This window comes from Aurantiacibacter flavus, assembly GCF_039710615.1.
GTDB classification, from domain to species: domain Bacteria; phylum Pseudomonadota; class Alphaproteobacteria; order Sphingomonadales; family Sphingomonadaceae; genus Alteraurantiacibacter; species Alteraurantiacibacter flavus.
In genome coordinates this window covers 51,692-74,693 of record NZ_JBDLBR010000001.1, presented here as the reverse complement: position 1 = coordinate 74,693, position 23,002 = coordinate 51,692, and the positions used below count along the sequence as shown (strand labels likewise).

The following is a 23,002-nucleotide window of genomic DNA, read 5'->3' as shown; positions in this document are numbered from 1 at the left end:
GTTCAGATCGCCGCGAACGATGCGCGTTCGACGAAGCGGTAGGGGTGATTGATCACCTTGCCCTCGGCCACGTCGCGCAGGGCAACGGCGTTGATGAGTTCGGTCGCAGCGTCCCTGCTGATCTCGATGGTCGGCTGTCGCACTGTGGTGAGGCGCGGAAAGCATTGCGAAGCAACCGCCAGATCGCCAAAGCCAATCACGCTCAGATCGCCGGGAACGGAAAGGCCAACGCTGGTAGCATAGGCGATAACCCCCGAAGCCATCTCGTCATTGGCGGCAAAGATGGCGGTCGGCCGCCAGGAACTTGCCTTGCCAAAGAATTTCTCTGCTGCGTTCCAGCCGCTATCGAAGGTAAAATCCCCGGCCAGATCATGCAGTTCGACCTCGGGATCGGCGCATAGCGTGCGTGAAAAGCTCTGCCAGCGCAGATGATGCGATCCGTGGTTGGGCGGGCCGGAGATATAGCCGACCTTGCGATGGTTGTGCCGCAGGATGAACTCGGCCACCTCGGCGCCGGCGGCATTATTGTCGAAACCGATGGAGATCGTCCGCTCATGCGCCTTGCCGGGGTTTATCCGTACACATGGCACACGCTTGTTGACCAGATGATCCACCAGCCACAACCGGTCACACAGCGGCGGGACAAGGACGAGACCATCTAGCGCCATATCTTCCAGCAGCGTGTCGATCGCATCGCCTCCGGCTTCGATCTGGTCGTTCGTGATCGGCTCGATCAGCAAGTGATAGCCTGCGCGGCTGCAAGACTGGAGAAGACCGGTCATCACATCGGTGATGTACGTTGGAATGGAGCGACCCGAACCAGGCTCGATATATCCGGTCAAAGGCCCCAGAATGAGGCCGATGGTATAGGACTTGCCGCCGCGCAGCAGGCTTGCCGCGCGATTGGGCTTGTAACCCAGCGCAGCCATCGACTCCTCGACCTTTTCCTTGAGGTCTCCGCCGACGCTTGGATTCTTATTGATAACGCGCGACACCGTCTTGAAGGACACGCCCGCGTGCTTTGCAATGTCCTTGATCGTGACTTTTGCCATTGCCCAACCTCGCCCCGCTTCTGATCGCAGTTACGGCAGACATGTGTATTGACGAGAGACAACGTTGTCTATAGCCAATACTGCAAAAGTTTCCTCTGCCGCGCCAGGTAGGCTGGTACACGCAGAATTTGGGCTGGGATCATGGCAAGTATTGGGCAAATCGTGAAGGCTTGGATAAGCGGAAAGTCGGCGATGGTTCTCGCCGCACTGTCGCTGCTTGCGCCGAGCTTCGCCGCCTCGGCTCAGGAAGCCCAAGCAGCTCCTCGACCTAACTTCGTCGTTATCTTTGTCGACGATATGGGCTGGGGCGACCTTTCCTCGTTCGGCGCCGAATATATCGACACGCCGAACATCGATTCCATCGGCCAGGATGGGCTGGTCATGCCGCAGTTCTACGCTGGATCGAATGTGTGCTCGCCCAGCCGCGCCGCGCTGATGACGGGCCGCTATGCGCCGCGGTCGGGCATGCAGTTCGTGACGCGCCCACATTCGGACTGGGGCCTGCCGGGCGAGGAAGTGACCATCGCCGAAATGCTGCGCGATGTCGGCTATGCCACCGGCATGATCGGCAAGTGGCACCTTGGCCACCGGCTCGAATTCTGGCCGACCGAGCAGGGCTTCGACAGCTTCCTCGGTGTCCCCTATTCCAACGATCAGGAGCCGTTCAGCCTCTATCGCGGCACCGAAATCGTCGAGCGCGAGATCGACCAGACCACGCTTGAGGATACCTATGCGACCGAGGCCGAGCACTTTATCGGCGAACACGCAGACGAGCCGTTCTTTCTCTACTACGCCAGCAACTTCCCTCACCGCCCACTGTTCTTCCCGCCCGAAAACACCGGGCGCAGCGGCCCTGCGGGCGACTATGGCGACACGGTCGAGACGGTCGACGATTCGGTCGGGCGCATCCTTGCCGCTCTCGACGAGCATGGCCTGCGTGAGAACACCGTGGTTGTGTTCACCAGTGACAACGGCCCGTGGTTCCAGGGCAGCAATGGCCCGTTCAAGGGTCACAAGGGCGACACCAACGAGGGCGGCTATCGCGTGCCGTTCCTGCTGCGCTGGCCTGCCGGCATCGCCGCAGGAACGCACAACGACGACATGAGTATGGCGATCGATCTGCTGCCCAGCTTTGCGAAGCTCGCTGGTGCTGAGATTCCGCAAGATCGTGTGATCGACGGCCGCGACGTCACCGCTATGTGGACCGCTGGCGCGCCCACGCCGCACGAACTGCTCTATTTCATCAACAACAACGGCCTCGCCGCGGTGCGCAGCCCGCGCTTCAAGCTATTGTTGAGCGAGTATTACCGCGCCTCCCACATCGACTTCCGGCGCTACACCGCGCCCAAGCTGTTCGATATGCTGGCCGATCCGCAGGAACGTTACGACGTTGCCAACCGATACCCCGAGGAATACGCGCGGCTGATGGCGATGGCCGATCAGATGAGCGCCGAAATCGCACCGATGGCGGTCGAACGGGGTGGCATCTATCCCGAAGACCCCGCGCTGCCGCTCGGCCCGGTACTCGAAGAGAGCAGGTAAATCCCCATGCGCACGCTGACCGCCCTCGCCATTCTTGCCTCCTGCGGCGCGCTTGCCGCATGTGGGGGCGAAGGTGGCACGTCCCAAGCCTCGCCGCAGGTCGCCCGCAGCTGCGCACAGCTCGACGACACGCCGGTGCGGATCGACGGCGGCACCTTCGCCATGGGCCAGACCGAGTTCTATGCTGAGGAAGGACCGGTCCGCGAGACGACGGTCGGCGGCTTCTGGATCGACCCGCACGAGGTCACGAACCGGCAGTTCGCTGAATTCGTCCAGGCGACGGACTATGTGACGGTGGCGGAAAAGCCCGTCGATACCTCGGCGTTCAACGTGCCTGAAGACACAATTCCAGCCGAGCTGCTGCTTCCCGGCTCTGCCGTGTTCACTCCGCCCGAGCAGCCGTCGAACAACTATGCCGACTGGTGGACTTACACCCCCGGCGCAAACTGGAAGCGGCCCTATGGCCCCGATGGCGCCGAAGCCCGGCCCGATGAACCCGTCGTCCATCTCGCCTGGGAGGACATGCGGGCCTACGCCGAGTGGAAGGGCGGAAGGATGCCAACCGAAGCCGAGTGGGAATATGCCGCCTCAGCCGGACAGCCTGCCTCCACCGAGCAACCGGAAGAGGCGAACAGCTGGCAGGGCGTATTCCCCACGGTCAATCAGGAGACCGACGGCTTCAAGGGGATTTCCCCCGTCGGCTGCTATGCCCCCAATGCCAACGGTCTTTATGACATGGTCGGCAATGTATGGGAGGTCACATCGGATTTGTTCCGACCCGGACACGATCCCGCCGACACCGACAACCCGCGCGGGCCGAGCGAAAATCAGGCCTACGATCCGTACAATCCCGGTTTCACCAGCAGGGTAATGAAGGGCGGCAGCTATCTGTGCGCGCCCAACTACTGCAAACGCTATCGCCCCGCAGCAAGGCAGGGTCGTGACCCAGGCATGGGAGCGAGCAACGTGGGCTTTCGCCTCGCTTACGACACGCCTCCCGCCTGACCGTATAGCCCGCCCCTTTATCAGGATCTCCAGATGAAAACTGCCAAGTTGACCGCCACTGCAATGGCGCTGATCTCCGCCCTTGCCCTCACCAACTGCACCTATCCCGCTGAGCCGCCAGTCGTCGCGGCGCCCGCGCCGCAGTCTGCGCAGCCGCAATTAGGCCTCCGGGTGAAACAGGCGATCACGGTCGACGGCCTCCAATTCCGCGATGCCGATGCCGATGGCGAACTGGCAGTCTACGAGGACTGGCGGCGCGCCCCGCTCGAACGCGCCGCCGACCTTGCCGCCCGGATGACGACTGCCGAAAAGGTCGGCACGCTGATGCACTCCACCATGCCCGGCCGCGATGGTCTGCTGGGCCGTGCGGAAACCTACGATCTCGAAGCGCTGGGCAAGCTGGTGAACGACAAACACGTCACCAGCTTCATCACGCGCCTGACGATTGCGCCTGCCCTGCTGGCGGAGCAGAGCAATGCCGCACAGGAAGTCGCTGCTGCAGCGCGGCTGGGCATTCCGCTCACGATCAGCACCGATCCGCGCAATCACTTCAGCTATGTGCTCGGCGCATCGGACGCCGGCACCGGCACCACCCAATGGCCCGAGCTGCTCGGCTTCGCGGCCCTGCGCGATCCGGCCTACGTCCACGAGTTCGGCGAAGTCGCACGCCGCGAATATCGCGCGCTGGGCATCCATATGGCGCTCTCGCCGCAGCTTGACCTGCTGACCGAACCGCGCTGGCCGCGCGGCAGCGGCACCTTTGGCAGCCAGGCCGCGCTCACAAGCGTGCTGGGCGGTGCCTATGTCGAAGCGTTCCAGGGCGGCGCGGACGGGTTGCAGAGCGATGGCGTGATGACCGTAGTCAAGCACTGGGTCGGCTATGGCGCTCAGCCGGAGGGCTTCGACGGGCACAACTACTATGGCCGCTTTGCCGATCCGGGCCAGTACATGGACCAGCATATCGCCGCCTTCGACGGCGCGCTGAAGGCCCAGGCCGCTGGCGTCATGCCTGCCTATCCTGTCCTGCGCGATACGCAGGTCAACGGTGAAGACCTCGAACTGGTCAGCCCCGGTTTCAGCGCGCAATTGCTTGAAGGGCTGCTGCGTGACGATCTTGGCTATCGCGGTGTCATCCTGTCCGACTGGGCGATTACCCGCGACTGCAACGCGCGCTGCGTCAATCCCACCGACGCCAAACCCCAGCGCCCGCAGGATATTGCCACGCCCTGGGGCGTCGAAGACCTGACCGTCCGCCAGCGCTATGTGAAGGGCCTGAAGGCCGGGATCGACCAGTTCGGCGGCACCGACGACGTCGAACCGCTGATGGAAGCTATCGCCGCAGGCGAAGTCACCATGGCGCGCGTGGATCAGTCGGTGATCCGCGTGATGGTGCCCAAGTTCGCGCTTGGCCTTTTTGAGAACCCTTATGTCGAGCCGGCGGCAGCAACGGCAGCTATTGGCCAAGCCGACGATGTCGCCAAGGCAGACCGGCTCCAGCGTGAGGCCCAGGTGCTGCTGCGCAACGAGGGCAATGCCCTGCCCTTCGCGGCGGGCGCGAAGGTGTGGCTGCAAGGCATGGCGCCCGAAGCCGCGCAGGCTGCCGGGTTGCAAGTGGTGGACAATGTCGCCGAGGCGGACTTCGCCATCGTGCGCGCCGAGTCACCTTCGGACATGCTGCACCCCAACCACTTCTTCGGCAGTCGTCAGAAGGAAGGTCGGCTGAACTTCCAGCCTGGCGACCCCGCTTACGACGCTCTGTCCGCCGCCAAAGCCGCGAATGTCCCCACCATGCTGGCGATCTTCCTCGACCGGCCTGCGGTGCTGACCGAAGTGCTACCCTTCACCGACGTGATCCTCGCCAACTTCGGAGCCAGCGATGCCGCGGTGCTCGATGTGGCGCTGGGCAAGGCGACAGCGCGCGGACGGATGCCGTTCGAGCTGCCGCGCTCGATGGATGCGGTGCTGACGCAGAACCCTGCCGCTCCCGATGATAGCACCGATCCGCTTTACCCCTTTGGCGCGGGTCTCTAATCGAACGTGCCGCAACCTCTCTTCGACAAGGATGATCCCATGACCGATCGCGCCACATCCGGCACCGTCCGTACGGCCTTTCTCGCCGTCACGACGCTGTTCTTCGCCTGGGGTTTCATCACCTCGCTGATCGATCCGCTGGTGGCGGCGGTGAAAGGCATTTTCACGCTCAGCAACATGCAGGCGCAGCTGTCGGCTTCGGCCTTCTTCATCGCCTATGGTCTGATTTCGTTTCCTGCCGCAGCACTGATCTCGCGGCTGCATGCGGCAAAGGCCATCCTGCTGGCGCTCGCGATGATGATTGCAGGATGTCTGGTGATGCTGGTGGCGGCCAATCTGGCGACCTACATGCTGGTGCTGCTCGGCCTGTTCATGCTGGCAAGCGGGATCACCGTGCTGCAGGTGGCGGCGAACCCGCTGGCGGCCAACCTCGGCAAACCCGAAGGCAGCCACTTCCGCCTCACCCTGTCGCAGACCTTCAACAGCTTCGGCACCTTCATCGGCCCGTTCATCGGCGCGGTGTTGTTCCTGGAAGGGGTCGAGGTTGTCGATGGCGCCGCGATCACGCCCGAGGCGCGCGATGCGGCGCTGGCCGGGATCGACCGGGCCTATTTCTGGATCTTCGGCCTGCTCGCCCTGCTGCTGGCCTTCTTCTACCTCAGCCGCAAGACCGTGAGCCGCGCGGCCCCGCCCGCCGCCCAGACGAGCAGTGTCGGCGAAATGGTGCGCGATGCGTTCTCGTCGCGCTGGGCCCTGCTCGGCGGTGCGGCGATCTTCCTCTATGTTGGGGCAGAAGTCGCCATCGGCACACAGCTGGCGCTGTTCCTTAATTCAGGTTCGATCTGGGGCCAGTCCGACGCCGCCTTTGCGGTGCCTTTCCTCGGCACCGCCATGGGCAGCGACGGGGTCCCCGGCGTCTCCTTGCAGGAGGCCGGCAAGGCCGTATCGTTCTACTGGGGCGGCGCCATGGTGGGCCGCGCCATCGGCTCGGTGCTTCTCGCCAAGGTGCGCGCGGCACGCCTGCTCGTCCTGTTCACCATGATCGCGGCGGCCATGTGCCTTTATGTCGTGCTGGTCGGAGGCGTCGGGGCTGGTTTCGTCGCGCTGTCGATCGGCCTGTTCAACTCGATCATGTTCCCGGTCATCTTCACGCTGACGCTGGAACGCTCGACCGCCAGCGCCGAGGCAACCTCCGGCCTGCTGTGCACGGCCATCATCGGCGGCGCTTTCGTGCCGCTGGTGGCCGGCGCCCTCGCCGACAGCGCGGGACATACCATCGCCTTCCTTGCCCCTGCGGCCTGCTATGTGATGCTGTGCGTCTTCGCCTTTGCCGCAGGACGCAAGTCCGATGTCCGCGAAGTGGAGGCGGTGAGCGTCCACTAAACCGGAACGCTCTTTCCTTACGACCTAATAAAAGGGGCCTCGCGCCGGATGTGCGCGAGGCCCCTTTTTTAGTGCCCGATCACCTGGGTAACGGCACTCTCGGCAAAGCCATAGCGCACGGCCTTGGCTTCGAGCACCTGCCAGGCGGCCAGCGCCACCGGATCGACATAGACCTTCCACGCCCCGCCATCGACACGGTAGCCAATGGAGGCGCCCGGCGTCGGCGAAGCGAGGCGGACAAGGCCGGCTTCGCCCTGCACGATCTCAGGAGCCTGCGTCACCGGCTGCTCCAGCTGCGGCCACATCCGCTGGACCATGGCCAGCTCGCCGCCCACCGACTGGTCGTCAAACCGCTGCTGATGGCGTGCAAGAGTATCGCGCATCCGTTCCAGCTCGCGGACATAGCGCGGGTCCTGCGCGAGGTTGGCCATCTCGTCAGGATCGGCCCAGGTGTCGTAAAGTTCTTCCTCCGGCCGAGGTGCGGTGAAGTATTGCTCGATGCGCGGTGGCAGTTCGCCCGCTTCGTGCAGACGCCACAGCTCCTGCATCGAACGCTGCATGTCACGGAAGCCGAGGTGCCGGAAGAACGGGCGCTGCGGTTCGTAATTGCGGATGTATTTCCAGCGATCATCACGAACCGCCCGCGCAAAGTCGCGCTGTTCGTCATGGCGATCCATGGCCGCATAAATATAGCCGCGCTCCGGCCCCGTTTCCGAACCGAGGAAGGTGCGTCCGGCCAGCCACTGCGGCACCTCTTCTCCCGCCAGTTGCAGGATCGTGGGTGCGATGTCGACGAAGCTCACCAGCTGACCGTCCCGCGTACCTGCACCGTGGCCATCGGGCCAGCGCACCATCAGCGGTACATGCAGACCACTATCGTAAAGCGAGCGCTTGGCGCGCGGGATACCATCGCCGTGGTCGGTCGTGACAATCACGATGGTGTTGTCAGCCAAGCCGTCTTCTTCAAGCTCGGCCAACAGGCGCGCCACAGTCTGCTCATAGTAGTAGATGTTGTCGAGCATCTGCGCGAGTTCGGCCCGCACCAGACGCGTGTCAGGCAGGTATGGCGGCACCACCACGTCCGCTGGATCGTGGATCTGCGGGCGACCGGTCAGCGCTTCGCGCAGCTGCGCGCCGATGCGGGCGGCCATGGGATGGGCATCCGGCGCAAGATCGAGCGGGAAGGTCCAGCTCTCGTGGGTCTCCATGATGTTGACCATAGCGAAGAACGGCTGTCCCTCCGCCCTGCCCCGCCACGGGTGCGGCGCATCGCTATCGTCCCAGATTGTGAACGGACCGCCGGTGTGGCTCATGGCAAGCTGATAATCGGTCTTGCCGTTGTTGCTGGTGTAGTAGCCCGCGCGGCGCAGAAGTTCGGGATAGGCCTTGATATAGGGCGGGGGGACCGCAGCGTATGGCAAGCGCGAGCCATCCTCCAGCGTCACGCCCGAGGCGACGCGCATCTGCTGCGCGCCGATTGATTCTTGCGGCACGCCCATCGCCAGCGCCGCCCGGCTGGGGGCGCACACACCTGCGGTGGTGAAGGCCGCCTTGTAAAGCACCGAATCCCCGGCGAAAGCATCGAGCACCGGCGTTTGTGCCACCGGGTCGCCATAGGCCCCGATGTGCGGGCTCATGTCCTCAAACACGATAAGGAGGAAGTTGGGTCGGTCAGCCGGTTCACCCTGCGCGTGGGAAGGACTAACGGCCAGACTGGCCAGCGCCACCGCGCAGATCACAAAACGCCTAAGGATCCCATCCACTCCCCAAAAAAAGTAAGGCGACGGCGACTGTTGCCCCCGCCGCCTTACCATGTTGGCGGTCAGAGAGAGGAGAGGTGACCGCCCACTTGATCCGATCAAAAATTGAAGCTGGCTGCAACGCCGAAACGACGCTTGTAATCGTAGGCCAAGGACTGCTCGAGAGCATAGCCGGTCCGGCTTCTCCCGTTAGTGGAGTAGCCATTGGTGTAGAACGTATCGAAGAGGTTTTTGACAAACACCTGAAGCCCGAAGCGATCGTCCTGCGTTTTGAAACCAAGGAAGATATCGGCCAGGCCATGACCCGGGGTTTTGGTTTCTGGATCGGTGGAAGGATTGAAATCGCTCCGCCAATAGTATGTCCCCATCAGATAGGCGTCGATCCCTGCAGAATCTATTGGAACCGTGTAACGTCCGTTCACATTGAAGTTCCATTCGGAGATACCTGGCAACGGCGCTCCGCTAAGATTCTGCACGTTGTTCACACAGCCCTGCGCCTCGGTTTGCCCGTCATAGCAGGGGGCGCCTACGAAGCTGTCATACTCGGCATCGATATAGCTTACCGAGCCCGACAGACTGAGATTATCAATCAGTTGCGTATCGAGTTGCAGTTCGAAGCCTTGGGTCGTGAGCGCACCTGCGGTTGCAAGGTCGAAGCTGGCGACCCCGGTATCGGGGTTCGTCACGATCGATTGCGCCTGGAAGTCCTTGAACTCCGTACGATAGATCGACCCGTTGAGGCGAACGCGGCGGTCCGCGAATTCCGTTTTCCAGCCCAGTTCATAGGCGGTCGGGATTTCGGGATTAATGATAGGTTCGGGGCTTGCGATAACGGTCGCGAGACCGTTGACGCCGAGCCCTTTGTAGCCTCGAGCCACGCTTGCATAGATCATTGCATCCGGCGCGACGTCGTACTCGGCAGCAACGCGCCAGGAAACTGCATCATCCTTGCGCTTGGCGTAGCGCGTGCCAACCGCCGGTGCGATCAGCGTATCGAAATTGCCTTCATCGGCACGGAAATTTTCGGCATCAACGTCTGCAGTATCATGCTGCGCCCGAAGGCCAGCAGACAGTCGAACCGCGTCACTCAGATGGAAAGTGGCGTTACCGAAGCCGGCGATGCTCGAAACGTCCGATGCAAGCGTGCGACCGCGGCCGAGCCCGAAGGCATAGGGCAGTTCGCCCTGCTCCAGCCTGAGATTGAGCTGCTGGTTCAATGTCCGATCAAGTTCGCGCTTGTAGTAGAACAAGCCAGCCACAAATTCGATCGGACCGCTCTTGGGCGAAGTGTAGCGCAGTTCCTGGGTAAACTGCGTCATGTCGGTCGTGCCGTAGTTGCGCAGGAAGAAGACAGCCGGGCCATCATTCTCGCTGGCATACTCGTTATTGTTGATGGAATTTTGGTAGGCTGTGATCGAGGTGATTGTGCCGCCGTTACCCGTCTCATAGTTCAGCTCGAGTGAGATGCTATCGAGATTGACGTAGTTCGGGCTGACCTTCGCGAGGTACGTAAGGTCGTTCTCCAGCCCCACTGGTGCATCAGCGGTCTCCGCTGCACCTCCCTCGACATAAGATACGCCCACGGTTGCGCAGCATATATTTTCGCGCTCGACATGGTCCCATGTCAGCAATGCGCTAAAATCGGCGGTCGGCTCGAAGAGCACTTTGCCACGGACGCCCCAATCGTTGCGATCATTCATCCCGGGACCGCCTTCGAGGCCATTTTCCAGCAGCGGATCCATGGTATTGCGGAAGCCAGCCACGCGCACCGCGACATTGTCGGAAACCGGGCCTGAAAGGTAACCGTTCATCTGCAGCAGATTGTTCGATCCATACGACACCTGGCCGCCCACCTCATTGAAAAAGGTCGGCCCTTTCGTGGTGATGTTGAGCAAGCCTGCCGAAGCGTTCTTGCCGAACAGGATGCCCTGCGGCCCTCTCAGAACCTCGACCCGTTCGACATCATTAAAGTCCAGCAGGGCGGCTGCCGTGTCCACGGCAACAACGCCATCTTTCACAACCGCAACGGATTGCTCGACGCCGCGGCTATAGCTCTGAGTGCCGATACCCCGCACACGCAGCCCGCTCGACGCGGCTTCGCTACCTTGGTCGAGCTGAATGCTCGGGTCGAACTTCTTGAGCGACTCGACAGAGGATTCGCTGCGCGACTGCAGCATGTCGCCGCCAACGACCTGAACCGAAACCGGAACATCTTGCAGAGATTGCGCGCGCTTCTGCGCGGTCACGACAATTTGCTGCAATCCCGTCGTCGGCTCAACACCTTCTGCGTCACTATCCTGTGCCTTCACGGCGACCGGAGCAGCAAAACCAAGCACCGCCACACACGACGACAGCAATAGACTATGGGTAACCTTCATATCTCTCCCCTGGGCTTTCTGCGATGAGAATCGCGATTTTCCGCGGCGGTAAAGACAACGTTGCCTCAAGTCAATACAACGTTGTCTCTAAGGGTTGATGCGGAGGCGATTTGTCGCATGATTAGTGATCTTGCTCGCGATCCCCTCATTGTGGGGCCAACCCTGCTTTCGATCCGAGAGTCAGTGAACTGATCAGCTAGAGTGCGTCGGCGATCTGGAAGGACTTGAAAGAACGCACCCTCTCGGGTTGAGAGTTGGAAGGCCGCAAAAGGCCTGTGGCCGTACTGTCAGTCAAAAAACAACTCGTCTCCGCAAGGGTGAATGTGACGTGACCGCCAGCTTCCCCCCGAGCTGGGATTAGAGCCGAGCCGCGTTTGCACTGCTACCCAACCTCGGACCATGCGGGTCTGGAGGTTTCCGCCTTTCCCATATCCGGTGGACTGGTTTCACCGGCTGAGTTTGCCAGCATGATCGAAGGGATATTCCCAATAGCGCTGTGCGGTCGCTCTTCGTTGTAGTGCCTACGCCAGGCCTCCGGCCTTTCAGGAGCATCTTGCAGCGAAAGAATCCAGTGGGCGCTCAGGCATTCGCTGCGCAGCTTACTGTTGAATGCATAGATGAACGCATTGCCTGTGAGCTTACCCGGACGGGAGAAGGCCGGGATCACACCGCGCTGGTAAGCCCACAGATCCATATCCCGTGAGATGAACTCATGCGCGCTGGTCGAGACGTCAAGGTGGAGACCCCGCGCATCGGTCAGCTTGCAGGCTTTGTCTCATTCAGCAGCCGCCTGCACCGCCTTGTCCGTCAGCATCCAATATCCCAAAAAACCGTATGAGAGCTCACCTCCGAATTACCCCCACATGCCTCTGGCTAGGCCCTTCCCAATACCGCTATAAGCTGATTCAAAGCTGCTTTTTGCAGGATTAGCCATGGCGCGCGGGGATTTGACGGACGAAGAATGGGAAGTGATAGGGCCGCTGCTGCCGTCCGAGAGAGGGTGCTGGGCACGGCCAGCAGGTGACAACCGGCGCTTTCTCAATGGAATGCTCCACGTTCTGCGGGTCGGCTGTCCCTGGCGCGACATGCACGAGCGCTTCGGCAAGTGGAACTCGGTCTATGTCCGGTTCCGGCGATGGGCCGAGCAAGGTGTCTGGGATGCTATGCTGCAAACGCTGGTCGATCTGGGGCTGACCGACGACTGGCAGTACATGATCGATAGCACGAATGTCCGGGGCCATTCGCAGGCCGCCGGCGCAAAGGGGGGACTCATGAGGAGGCTTTTGGTCGATCACGCGGCGGCTTTACGAGCAAGATCCACGCCCGATGCGACAATCAGGGACGCCCTCTCTGCTTCGTCCTGACCGGCGGCGAGGCATCCGATTACACTGCTGCCGAGCCACTGATCACGATCCCGGTTGCCACGCCCAAGGCGCTGCTCGCGGACAAGCCTGTCCTGAGCTTGTCGAAGGGGGCTATGGCGGCAATCGCTTCCGCGAAAGCCTGCTGATCCGCGGCATCCTGCCGATCACCCCGCCACGCACGAACCGCAAGGTGCCCGAGCATTCCGATTATCGCCGCTACAAGGATCGCAATCGCATCGAGCGCATGTTCAACACGCTCAAGCAGTCCAGGCGCATAGCAACCCGCTACGACAAGACCGCACTGTCCTTCGCCAGCTTCCTCAACCTCGCCAGCATCCGCTTTTGGTTGAAGCCTTTTGTCAACAAGGCCTGGGCTGAAGACCATACAGTCTGAGCTACTAGTCACCCCACTCGCCCGCTATCTGGGCCACAGCGGTGGCCAGAGCATCAAGGTCGTCAAACGAATTGAACAGCGCCGGTGTCACCCGCACGCAGGCGCCCGAGGCAAGCCCGGTGCGCAGCACGGTGAAAATGCCGAACTCGTCGAGCAGGCACCCGGATAGCGCCCTGTTGTCATCAACCGACGCCTTGCCAGCGAGGCGGAATGATGTGATCCCGGCATGGCAGCGCGGGTCGTCGGGTGTCAGCACCTCTACGCCCGCCAGCTCTCGCACCGGCTCCACCCAACGCGCCCGTAGCTCGAGCAGGCGCGCCGCGCGTCGGGACGAGCCGATCCGCTCGCTGAAATCGAGCGCGGCGGGCACCGACAGCTGTGTCGCATAGTCCAGCGTTCCGGTATGAACTCGCGCCCAGATCCCCTCCGCCCCAGCGTCTTCGGCAGGGTCCGGATCGATTGCCGATAGCCGCTCGCGCCGGATATAGGCCGCGCCCACCCCAAGTGGCGCGCCGATCCACTTGTGCAGGTTGATCCCTACGAAATCGGCGTCGAGGTCCGCCAGCCGGAAGTCAGCCTGCCCGAGGCTGTGTGCGGCATCGACGATCGTATCGATCCCCCGCGCACGGGCCATGGCGACGATTTCGCGCACCGGGAGCATCAGCCCGGTGCGGTGGCTGATGTGGGTGAGCAGTACCAGCTTCAGGGCTGGATTAGCGGCAAAAGCCGCAGCGTAGGCAGCCAGGATATTGTCGTAGCTGGCCGGCTCGGGAAGCGTGATTTTCAACAGTCGCGCGCCGCGCCGGCTGGCCGCGCTGGCCATGCTGGCCATCATCGAATCGTAGTCGAGATCGGCGCACAGCAGCGCATCTCCCGCTCCAAGCCGGTTATACTGCCCGATCAGCGCCGTGAGCGCCTCGGTCGCATTGCGGGTGAGCACGATTTCATCTGTGCCAACGCCAAGATAGGCGGCCAGCCGTTCGCGCACGGCGCCAAGATCCCGCACCATTGTGCGGCGGGCATAAAAACTGGTCTCGCGGTTCACGCGCGCCACCAGCTCGCGATAGGTCTCAAGCACCGGGCGCGCCATCATGCCCCAGTTGCCGTTCTCGAGCTGGATCACCTCGCGCGTGACGTCATATTGCGCAGCAACCTCTGCCCAGTAGTCCCCTGAGGCGATCGGCGCGCTGGCAGCGAAGGCGGGCAGCGGCCTTGCGGCAAGCGCCGAAGCGCCTGCCGCAAGACGTGCCATCATGTTTCTGCGGGTTACTGCCATATCGCCCGCTCAGAAGTGAATGCCCACGCGCAGGTAATAGAGCCCGCCGTCGGTATCGTAAGGGGCATTGCGCGAGTAGATCAGACCGCGGTTGGCCTGGAACGTTGCCTCGTCCGGGTAGGTGTCGAACAGGTTTTCCGCCCCCAGCGTGAGATCGACCGCCTCGTGGAGATTGGCAGTCAGGGAGGCGTCGAACAGGACGATGCCACCAAAACGCTGGAATATGTCGCCGGTTGAATTGCCCGTGCTGTCAGTCCAGGCGCCGTAGTATCGCGCGTGCAGATTGGTCGAAATGATACCCGCGTCGAAGCCCAGCGCTGCTACAGCGTTGTGTTTCGGCAGGCGTTCCTCGAAGATACGGCGCTGGGTGTCGTTGCCGATGGTCGCGCTGGTCGCGCCGATGACCGCCGTCTCGTTGTAGTTATAGGCAAGGCTTGCTTCGAGCAGGCCCGGGCCGATATCGCCGCGCCAGGCAACGACGGCATCGATGCCGCGCGTGCGGGTGTCGAAGTCGTTGGTATAATAGCTCACCGTTGTGAAGCGCAGCGGGTTGGGCAGCGCATCGGGAACGGCGAATGACGCGGACTGACCGAAGCGGCCGAAGACCTTGACCTGATAGAGATCGAGCGTCGCCTTGAACCCGCCGCGCTTGAACGCAACGCCAGCCGAGAGGTTCTCCGACTCTTCCGGCGTCAGCGGCTTGGCGCCGAGGGCTACCGAGATGGGATTGTCGGGCGAAAGCCGGCCGCGGGTAAAGATTTGCAGGCTGACCGTGTCGAGCCCTTGCGACGTGCTCGAGGTGTTGAGTTGGCCCGGCGTCGGTGCGCGGAATCCGGTCGACCACGCCGCGCGCAGGGCGAGGCCAGGCATCGGTTCCACGCGCGCCGACAGCTTGTAGTTGAACGTATCACCGAACTCGGAATAGTCCTCATAGCGTGCAGCAGCGCCCAGCGTGAGCACGTCGAGCGGGCTGTATTCGAGATCGAAGTAGCCCGCGTAGCTTTCCTGGCTCCATTCGCCGGCCTGAATGTCGGAGAAGCCGGGGAAGCCGTTCGAATTGGGCGCCAGCCCCTCGGGGGCACCAGCGCCGATGGCATAGGAGGCCGGATCGCCAGCGCGTACCGAATAGGTCTCCTCGCGGCGCTCGGCACCGAAGGCGATATTGAGTGCGCTCATACCCCCCAGATCGAGCCCGTAGACAAAGTCGGCGTTAATGTTGAGTTCGCGCTGGCCGAGGCGGCCAAGGTAGAAGCTGGTCGGGCTCGCCGAACCGAGCGAGGCATTGACCGTCTCGTCAAGCGTGTAGTTGATACGGCTGCGCCCGCCAGAGACCGACAGGTCGTAGCTGAGATCGGCGCTCATGTCGCCGCGCACACCGCCGGCGATCTGGTAATCGTCGAATTCGGTGCCGAAGCGCGGGGTGAAGCCGGCGGGGAAAATCTGGTCGAAGTTGAAGCCGGGGAAGGCGGCGCTGTCCTTGTACACGCTGCCGGTGGTGGCCGGGTTGCGCCAGTTGAAATCGGTCTGTCCATCGCCGTCCGCAAAGGTCGCGAAGGCATAAAGTTCGACCGCGTCTTCGACCGTATAATGCGCGTTGAGCGAGCCGCGAAGCGTCGTGTTGTCGGGCTGGCCCCAGCGCTGAACCGGGTCGGGAATGTCAAGATCGGGCCGCGCCTCGGCAAGTTCGATCGCATCGGGGCGTTGACGGGTGCGGCTGGTGGCCGAGTTGTCGGCATATTCGATCGTCGCCACGATTGCACCGGCATCGCCCAGTGCCACCCCGGCGCGCAGACCGGCCTGGAGCTTTTCGCCATCGCCGGCATAGTATTGCCCGGCCTGGGCATAGGCATCGAAGCCCGGCTTGTCTTCGAGGATGAAGTTGATGACGCCGGCAATAGCGTCCGAGCCATATTGCGCCACCGCACCATCGCGCAGCACCTCGACACGGCTCACCGCGAAACCGGGGAAGGTGTTAAGGTCGGGCGCTTGCGAACCGCGCGAGCCCAACAAGGCCGAGCGATGATAGCGCTTGGAGTTGACCATCACCAGCGTCTGGTCGGGCGAAAGACCGCGCAGGGTGGCCGGGCGCACAAAGGCAAGTCCGTCGGCTGCTGGCAGGCGCTGTACGTTGAAAGAGGGCAGTTCGCGCGCAAGCTTGTCGGCAACGTCGGCGGAAACTACCGACTGGAGGTTATCGGCGTCGAGCACATCGACCGGCGCAAGCGCATCGAAAGCGGTGCGCTGGGCGTCGCGGGTTCCGGTGACGATGATCTCGCCCTGGTCGATGCCGTCTTGCGCCATCGCGCTGTGCGCTAGCACTAGCTGCATGGCGGCGAGCGAAGTTGTACAAAGGGCCCTCATCGTTTTCTCCGTTTTAGGGGTATTTCGATGGCGGCGCTTAAGCGCGTTGCATTACGGTATGTTGGCAAATATGCGGCAGTTTCGCGGTGCGGAGGTGGCAAGATTGTTGCATTGCACAAGCCGGAGTTGACCCTCACTGCCGCTCACGGCTTGGTTGTGCGCTTGCGGTCCGACGGCACAGACATTCCAGCTATTGGATGTCCGGGTTTTGTGTCGGCATTCGTCGATGAAACTCATATTAGCCGACAGTCCGAAATCGGCCGCGAAGATGCCAATGTCTTTAAAGGAGCCAGAATATCTTGCGCTCCAATGTCGAGCACCAGATAAGTCAGCTACATGGCTAGAGGGCTGGCCATAGCCCGCAAATGCGTGGTTGCAGATCCCGATCGGTGCTTTGCGAAACAAATATCTGTCGCGCCCGTTTGTGCTGCATGTCCAAGCCTTATGAAAAGCTCGATCGCCTCTTCGTCGCCGGTGAATGGCGCGATGGCAAAGGCGCTAAACTGAAAAATATCTGTCCTTGGGACGAAAGCGTCATCTTTTCGATGAACGCCGCCCAGCCAAGTGATGTCGACGAGGCCTGCCATGCCGCGAAGGAAGCACAGCGCGAATGGGGCGCACTGCCGCCCTCTACCCGCGCGGCGAAGATGCTCGCGATCGGAGACATTCTGGAATCGCGCAAGGAAGAGATCGCCGAATGGATCGTGCGCGAAGTCGGCGGGACGCAGATCAAGGCCGCGCTCGAACTGATGCTGGTGACGCAGGTCGCGCGGCAGGAGGCGGCGGCCTTGCCCTACATGGTCGAAGGCGCGATCCTGCCCGAGGACATTCCAGGCAAGGAAAGCCGCGCCTATCGCCAGCCAGCAGGCGTGATCGCGCTGATCAGCCCGTGGAACTTTCCGCTCCAGCTGACCGCGCGCACGCTCTTCCCGGCGCTGGCGCTGGGCAATGCGGTGGTTCTCAAGCCCGCCAGTGATACGCCGGTCACGGGCGGGACGGTGTTCGCCGCAATCTGCGAGGAAGCGGGCCTGCCCAAGGGCCTCCTCTCCGTCCTGCCCGGCAGCGGGTCCGACATCGGCGACGAACTCGTGCGCCACCCGATCCCCTCGGTCGTCAGTTTCACCGGCTCCACCCCGGTGGGGCGCGGCGTCGGCAAGGCGGCGCTCGATGGTGACAGGATCAAGTCGCTCGAACTGGAGCTCGGCGGCAATTCGCCGATTGTGGTGCTCGACGATGCGGATATCGACTACGCTGTCGAGGCGAGCGTGTGGGGCAAGTTCATGCACCAGGGCCAGATCTGCATGATCGCCAACCGGATCGTGGTCGAAGACGCGATCTACGACGAATTCGTCGAGAAGTTCGTGGCCCGGGTGAAGGAGCTACCGGTCGGGAAGCGCGATGCGGCGGACTGCTTCATCGGACCCGTAGTCAACCGCGACCAGTTCGATGGAATAATGGAGATGATCGCCAAGGCGAAGGATCAGGGTGCGACCTGCGCGCTCGGCGGAGAGCCCGACGGCCTCGTTATCCCGCCTCACGTCTTCACCGATGTGGGCGAGGACAATTGCCTTGTCGCGAACGAGATCTTCGGCCCGGTCGCCCCGATCCAACGCGCGCGGGGCGAGGCCCACGCACTCGCGCTGGCGAACGCCACCGAAATGGGCCTGTCGAGTTCGGTCTTCAGCCGTGACGAAGGCCGTGCGCTCGCCTTCGCCAAGCAGATCGAGGCGGGGATGACGCATATCAACGATCAGCCGGTGAACGACAGTCCCTTCTCCCCGTTCGGCGCGGTCAAGAATTCGGGCGTCGGCCGGTTCAACGGGCGCTGGGCGATCGAGGCGTTCACCACCACGCACTGGATTTCCGTTCAACACGAAAAGCGCCAGTTCCCCTTCTCGGCAGAGGATCTTTAAACCATGGGCTTCCTGAAGAACGGCACCTGGCACGACGAATGGGCGCATAACGACGAGGACAGCGGCGAGTTCGAGCGCGACGAAAGCGCGTTTCGCAACTGGATCACGCCCGACGGATCGCCCGGCCCGACCGGCGATGGCGGGTTTTCCGCCGAACCGGGCCGCTACCGGCTCTATATCAGTCTCGCCTGCCCTTGGGCGCACAGGGCCAATGCCGCACGGCACCTGAAGGGGCTGACCGACGCGATCGAGCTGAACGTGGTCCACTGGCTGATGAAGGACGGCGGCTGGTCGTTCCGCGAAGGCGAATGCGTGACCGGCGACCCTGCGATCGAAGCGGATTATCTCCACCAGCTCTATACCCACGCCAAGCCCGACTATTCAGGCCACGTCACCGTGCCTGTGCTGTGGGACACGAAGACCGAAACGATCGTCAACAACGAGAGCGCGGACATCCTGCGCATGCTCGGCACGGCCTTCGACGATTGCGGTGCCAACGATCTCGACCTCTATCCCGAAGATCTGCGGGACGAAATCGATGCGCTGAACGACCGGGTCTACGATGCGGTCAACAATGGGGTGTACAAGGCGGGATTCGCAACCACGCAGGATGCCTACGAGAAAGCTGTGAGGCCGCTATTCGCGATGCTCGGCGAGCTGGAAGAGCGGCTCGATGGGCACGACTGGCTGGTCGGCGACCGGCTGACCGAGGCGGATATCCGCCTGTGGACCACGCTGATCCGGTTCGATCCGGTCTATCACACGCACTTCAAATGCAACGTGCGCAGGATCGCGGATTACCCGAACCTCGCCGCGCTGACGCGGCGGGTCTACGACCTTGAGGGAATGGCGCAGACCGTGAACTTCCGCCACATCAGGCATCACTACTATGAAAGCCACGAGCGGATCAATCCGAACGGCATCGTGCCCGCCGGGCCCGAGCCGCTGATACCGGGGATGCCCGCATGAGCACCCGCCATGTGGTCTCACTCCACCGCGCGATGCGTGACGATATCCAGGATTTGGTTACGCGCAGGCCTGTGCCGGGGCCGGGACTGCCGCAGGTGGATCCGTTCCTGTTCCTCAATCATCATGGCCCGCAGACCTACCCGCCGAACAACCACGGTCTGCCCTTTGGCCCGCATCCGCATCGCGGGTTCGAAACGGTGACCTTCATCCTCGAAGGCAGCCTCGCCCATCACGACAGTGGCTCCGGCGCGAGCGTGGTCGAGGCGGGTGGCGTGCAGTGGATGACTGCGGGCAGCGGGCTGGTCCATGCCGAGCTTTCGCCCGAGGAGTTCAAGCGTACTGGCGGGCCGCTCGAAATCCTTCAGCTATGGGTCAACCTGCCAGCGCGGCTGAAGATGACCGAACCGGCATACGTGCCGGTAGCAGTAGCGGACATGGCGAAGAGCAATCCGTGAGATGGAGCCTCGATGCTGGCAGTCTCCGGCGCGGACGAAGCGCCGATCCGTTCGCTGACGGACGTGATGCTGGCGATTGTCTCGATCGAGCCCGGCGGTCGGGCGACCTTGCCCGCGCCGTCGGGGAGAAACGTGTTGTTCTACACGATCGGCGGCGAGGCCGTGATCGGTGAAAAGGTGATCGGCGAACATACGCTCGCACAACTGGCGGACGGGAATCAGGTAGAAGTGTCGAGCGAAGGCGGCTGCCGCATCCTGTTTGGCCATGCGAGCCCGATCGGCGAACCGGTCGTGGCCCACGGCCCTTTCGTCATGAACACTGAAGCGGAAATCGCACAGGCAGTTCGCGACTATCAGGCGGGCCGCTTCGGAGGGCTTTGACGCACCGCGCCTCTCCAAGCGGAACGCAATCGGCGTCTTCAGTGTAATGCCGCGGCGTGAATAGCAACCCTAGCCGATCCTCACCCCCTGCTATTTTAAGAGTTGAGGTCGGAGGGTGGGATGAGCGATCCAATCAGCGTGATTATTAGGCTCAGGACTCGTTGATCAGAGCCAGAAGAGCACGGTGGCTGCGAGAGCGAGGGCGGAGAAGAAGACGGTTGGGCAGCGGTCGTAGCGAGTTGCCACACGGCGCCAGTCTTTGAGGCGTCCGAACATGATCTCGATGCGGTTTCGGCGTTTGTACCGGCGCTTGTCGTATTTGACAGGCATGGAACGGGATTTGAGGTCCGGAATGCAAGGCGTGATGCCCTTTTGCTCGAGCGCATCCCTGAACCATTTGGCGTCATAGCCCCGGTCAGCCAGCATCCCCTGCGCCTTGGGTAGATCATCGAGCAGGGCTGCCGCGCCGGTGTAATCGCTGATCTGGCCTGCCGTGATGAAGAAGCTCAAAGGGCGGCCGTTGGCGTCGGTGACGGCGTGAAGCTTGTTCATGCCGCCCTTGGTCCGCCCGATCAGGCGGCCGAGGCCCCCTTTTTTACCCCAAGGCTGGAAGCCGTGCGGTGGGCCTTGGATAGGTCGCATCGATCATGACGGTCTGGGGTTCGGCTCTCTGGGCAGACAGACCCTCCATCATCCGGCCAAACACGCCCATCTCGCCCCACCGTTTCCAGCGGTTGTAGAGCGTCTTATGCGGACCGTATTCCCTGGGAGCATCACGCCAGCGCAGCCCGTTGCGATTGACGAAGATGATCCCGCTCAGCACGCGCTGGTCATCGACCCGGGGCTTGCCGTGGCTCTTGGGGGAATAGGGCGAAAGACGCGCCATCTGCTCGTCAGTCAGCCAATACAGGTCGCTCATGCTCAGTCTCCTCGCCGAGCCTGGAGCCGAAGGCGTGCAGAGCACAATCACGTCGCCCTCAGCCAATCAATGGGTCCTGAGCCCGGCAGTGTATGATCGCCCCCCCTATTTGCCCAAAGACAATCACCCAATTAAATTCTTAGGCTGGCCAGCTGCAGTCAATCTTCGGCGTTAGAAGTCAAACTAGCATAAAGTTTGTCCAGAATGTACCCAAGAAACAGCAAGTCCGACGGAGTCAGACTGGCAAGCACCTCATCTTCCATGGCCGTAATGGAAACAAAGATTTCGTCGAGTAACTCGCGACCGGCATCGGTCAATTCGATAGCATAGCGTCGACGATCATCCGAAAGCCGCGTCCGCGTCACCAAGGACCGACGGCGCATATCGTTGAGAATGCCAACTGCAATGGAGGCATCGACATCGATTTCGCGCGCAACTTCACTTTGCGATATTCCGGGATTTGCTTCGATGATCGCAAGCGCACTGATTCCGCCGCTGCGAAAGTTGAACTGTTTGGTCTGATCGGCAAAGCGTCTCGAAAGTCGCTGATGCACTCGCCGCAAGCGAAATCCCAAATTGCTGTTTAGACGACCTAATTTTATCTCAGTCGGCTCTTTGCCATCGGTCACATTCCGATCTTCCTCGCTCGCCATAAACAATCGCAATCCCATTTTTTGATCTGAAGCCTCTGATTTTCACGCTGTCCCACCGAGACCATGGGAAGCAATCAAGCTCGAACAAATTTCATTCGTACTATCAATTAATTTTCTGAAGCACTAACCTGCCCTTGCAAGCACATAGATCGCCAGCAAGAGGAAGCCTAACATGAAAATGCTGACAACGGTCCGCGCAATGACGTTGGCCTTCTATCCGATTTTGTCGATCAGCGGGGCCGCCTCGGCATCGGCGCAAGAGAACCAAGTACCGGAAATCGACGAGGTTGATGGCTCGGGCGCATATCCTGCAACCTTCATTGGCGTGCCCAGCTTGCCCAATCACGTGGTATATCTGCCGCGCGACCTTTCTGTCGTGCAGCCGAACGAACTACCCGTCTACGTATATGGAAACGGCGGTTGCAGTGCAGACGGACTGAGTTCACGCAACCATCTGCTTGAAATCGCCTCGCACGGCTACATTGTGATTGCGCCCGGCGTGATTCCGGGGCCCAACAAGGATGTTCCCACTCCGCGCGAGCTGGAATCGGGGTTGCTGAGTGCAGACACGCCGAGTTCCGCGCTCGGCGAGGCAATCGATTGGGTTTTCCAGCAGAATTCCATGGACGGCAGCCCATTGCATGGGCTCGTGGCAACCGACGAAATTGCCGTTTCGGGGTGGAGCTGCGGGGGACTGCAGGCCCTGATCAATGCCAAGGATCCCCGCGTCAGCACGACCATTGTCATGTTCAGCGGCATTTTCAACAATGAGGTGAGCCCGATTGCCGGCATGGAGGCGAGCAAATCCATGCTGGACGAACTGCACGGGCCGGTCCTGTATGTGCTGGGAGGGCCGGAAGATGGTGCCCAGCCGAACGGCCTCGACGACTTCCACCGTATCGACGACCTGCCTGCAGCGCTGGTCGACATTCCGGTGGGCCACGGCGGAACCTTTCATGAAACCGACGGCGGCGTCGGGGCCGAAGTGGTGGTGAAATGGCTCGACTGGGTCCTGAAGGACGATGCTGACGCCGGGGCCCACTACCTTGGCGACGATTGCGGCTATTGTGAGGACGAACGGTTTACCCTGCTGCGCAAGAACATCGACTGAAACAGCCTCGCAAAAAAAGGCGGCGGGAAAGTTCCCGCCGCCTCCAGGGAGGATC

At 62.0% G+C, this 23,002-nt stretch carries 15 protein-coding genes and 3 pseudogenes; 10 read left to right on the top strand and 8 right to left on the bottom strand.

From position 1 onward, the window contains the following. Window positions 1-2: 2 nt before the first annotated feature. Complete coding sequence (locus tag ABDJ38_RS00275) at window positions 3-1,052, bottom strand: LacI family DNA-binding transcriptional regulator (protein ID WP_346783070.1); 1,050 nt, start codon at window positions 1,050-1,052, stop codon at window positions 3-5. Between the two features lie 192 nt (window positions 1,053-1,244). Here ABDJ38_RS00275 and ABDJ38_RS00270 point away from each other — a divergent pair, with 192 nt between their 5' ends. Genes ABDJ38_RS00270 through ABDJ38_RS00255 form a run of 4 tightly spaced genes read left to right on the top strand, consistent with a single transcriptional unit; the run spans window position 1,245 to window position 7,013 of the window. Beyond that, window positions 1,245-2,594 (top strand): sulfatase family protein, encoded by a 1,350-nt coding sequence (locus ABDJ38_RS00270; RefSeq protein WP_346783069.1) that lies wholly within the window; start codon window positions 1,245-1,247, stop codon window positions 2,592-2,594. Between the two features lie 6 nt (window positions 2,595-2,600). Next, window positions 2,601-3,599 carry a formylglycine-generating enzyme family protein gene (locus ABDJ38_RS00265; protein ID WP_346783068.1) on the top strand — a complete coding sequence of 333 codons (999 nt, stop codon included), beginning with the start codon at window positions 2,601-2,603 and terminating at the stop codon, window positions 3,597-3,599. Window positions 3,600-3,632: 33 nt separating this feature from the next. Continuing rightward, complete coding sequence (locus ABDJ38_RS00260) at window positions 3,633-5,630, top strand: glycoside hydrolase family 3 protein (protein WP_346783067.1); 1,998 nt, start codon at window positions 3,633-3,635, stop codon at window positions 5,628-5,630. Between the two features lie 39 nt (window positions 5,631-5,669). Continuing rightward, window positions 5,670-7,013: an MFS transporter gene (locus ABDJ38_RS00255; RefSeq protein ID WP_346783066.1), complete on the top strand. Its 1,344-nt coding sequence runs from the start codon at window positions 5,670-5,672 to the stop codon at window positions 7,011-7,013. A gap of 68 nt (window positions 7,014-7,081) precedes the next feature. Here the strand turns inward: ABDJ38_RS00255 and ABDJ38_RS00250 are convergent, their stop codons facing one another. The 3 genes and pseudogenes from ABDJ38_RS00250 to ABDJ38_RS00240 all read right to left on the bottom strand — a co-directional run. Then, window positions 7,082-8,776, bottom strand: coding sequence for a sulfatase-like hydrolase/transferase (locus ABDJ38_RS00250; protein ID WP_346783065.1), 1,695 nt, complete (start codon window positions 8,774-8,776; stop codon window positions 7,082-7,084). 95 nt (window positions 8,777-8,871) lie between these two features. Beyond that, window positions 8,872-11,151, bottom strand: coding sequence for a TonB-dependent receptor (locus ABDJ38_RS00245; protein WP_346783064.1), 2,280 nt, complete (start codon window positions 11,149-11,151; stop codon window positions 8,872-8,874). Window positions 11,152-11,533: 382 nt separating this feature from the next. Continuing rightward, a pseudogene (locus tag ABDJ38_RS00240) lies at window positions 11,534-11,863 on the bottom strand (integrase core domain-containing protein); the annotation flags it as partial. A 220-nt stretch (window positions 11,864-12,083) separates the two neighbouring features. On the opposite strand from ABDJ38_RS00240, the pseudogene ABDJ38_RS16905 reads away from it, so the two are divergent. Continuing rightward, a pseudogene (locus ABDJ38_RS16905) lies at window positions 12,084-12,909 on the top strand (IS5 family transposase). Window positions 12,910-12,913: 4 nt separating this feature from the next. Here the strand turns inward: ABDJ38_RS16905 and ABDJ38_RS00225 are convergent. After that, window positions 12,914-14,164, bottom strand: coding sequence for an aminotransferase class V-fold PLP-dependent enzyme (locus ABDJ38_RS00225; protein WP_346783061.1), 1,251 nt, complete (start codon window positions 14,162-14,164; stop codon window positions 12,914-12,916). Window positions 14,165-14,194: 30 nt separating this feature from the next. Next, window positions 14,195-16,486 carry a TonB-dependent receptor plug domain-containing protein gene (locus ABDJ38_RS00220; protein WP_346783060.1) on the bottom strand — a complete coding sequence of 764 codons (2,292 nt, stop codon included), beginning with the start codon at window positions 16,484-16,486 and terminating at the stop codon, window positions 14,195-14,197. 491 nt (window positions 16,487-16,977) lie between these two features. Between ABDJ38_RS00220 and ABDJ38_RS00215 the strand changes: the two genes are divergently transcribed. The 4 genes from ABDJ38_RS00215 to ABDJ38_RS00200 are packed head-to-tail and all read left to right on the top strand — an operon-like array spanning window position 16,978 to window position 20,264. Further along, on the top strand, window positions 16,978-18,459 hold the full coding sequence (locus tag ABDJ38_RS00215; RefSeq protein WP_346783059.1) for an aldehyde dehydrogenase family protein: 1,482 nt from the start codon (window positions 16,978-16,980) through the stop codon (window positions 18,457-18,459). Between the two features lie 3 nt (window positions 18,460-18,462). Further along, window positions 18,463-19,428 carry a glutathione S-transferase family protein gene (locus ABDJ38_RS00210; protein WP_346783058.1) on the top strand — a complete coding sequence of 322 codons (966 nt, stop codon included), beginning with the start codon at window positions 18,463-18,465 and terminating at the stop codon, window positions 19,426-19,428. Next, a complete protein-coding gene (locus tag ABDJ38_RS00205; RefSeq protein ID WP_346783057.1) occupies window positions 19,425-19,883 on the top strand; it encodes a pirin family protein in 459 nt (152 codons plus the stop codon). Before ABDJ38_RS00210 ends, ABDJ38_RS00205 begins: the two co-directional genes overlap by 4 nt. A 12-nt stretch (window positions 19,884-19,895) precedes the next feature. Continuing rightward, window positions 19,896-20,264 (top strand): pirin-like C-terminal cupin domain-containing protein, encoded by a 369-nt coding sequence (locus ABDJ38_RS00200; protein ID WP_346783056.1) that lies wholly within the window; start codon window positions 19,896-19,898, stop codon window positions 20,262-20,264. A gap of 165 nt (window positions 20,265-20,429) precedes the next feature. On the opposite strand, the pseudogene ABDJ38_RS00195 reads toward ABDJ38_RS00200, so the two are convergent. Further along, a pseudogene (locus ABDJ38_RS00195) lies at window positions 20,430-21,183 on the bottom strand (IS5 family transposase). A gap of 158 nt (window positions 21,184-21,341) precedes the next feature. After that, the gene (locus ABDJ38_RS00190; protein ID WP_346783055.1) at window positions 21,342-21,812 is read right to left on the bottom strand and encodes a MarR family winged helix-turn-helix transcriptional regulator; all 471 of its coding nucleotides are present in this window, start codon (window positions 21,810-21,812) and stop codon (window positions 21,342-21,344) included. 196 nt (window positions 21,813-22,008) lie between these two features. Between ABDJ38_RS00190 and ABDJ38_RS00185 the strand changes: the two genes are divergently transcribed. Beyond that, complete coding sequence (locus ABDJ38_RS00185; RefSeq protein ID WP_346783054.1) at window positions 22,009-22,947, top strand: alpha/beta hydrolase; 939 nt, start codon at window positions 22,009-22,011, stop codon at window positions 22,945-22,947. The last annotated feature ends 55 nt before the right edge of the window (window positions 22,948-23,002 follow it).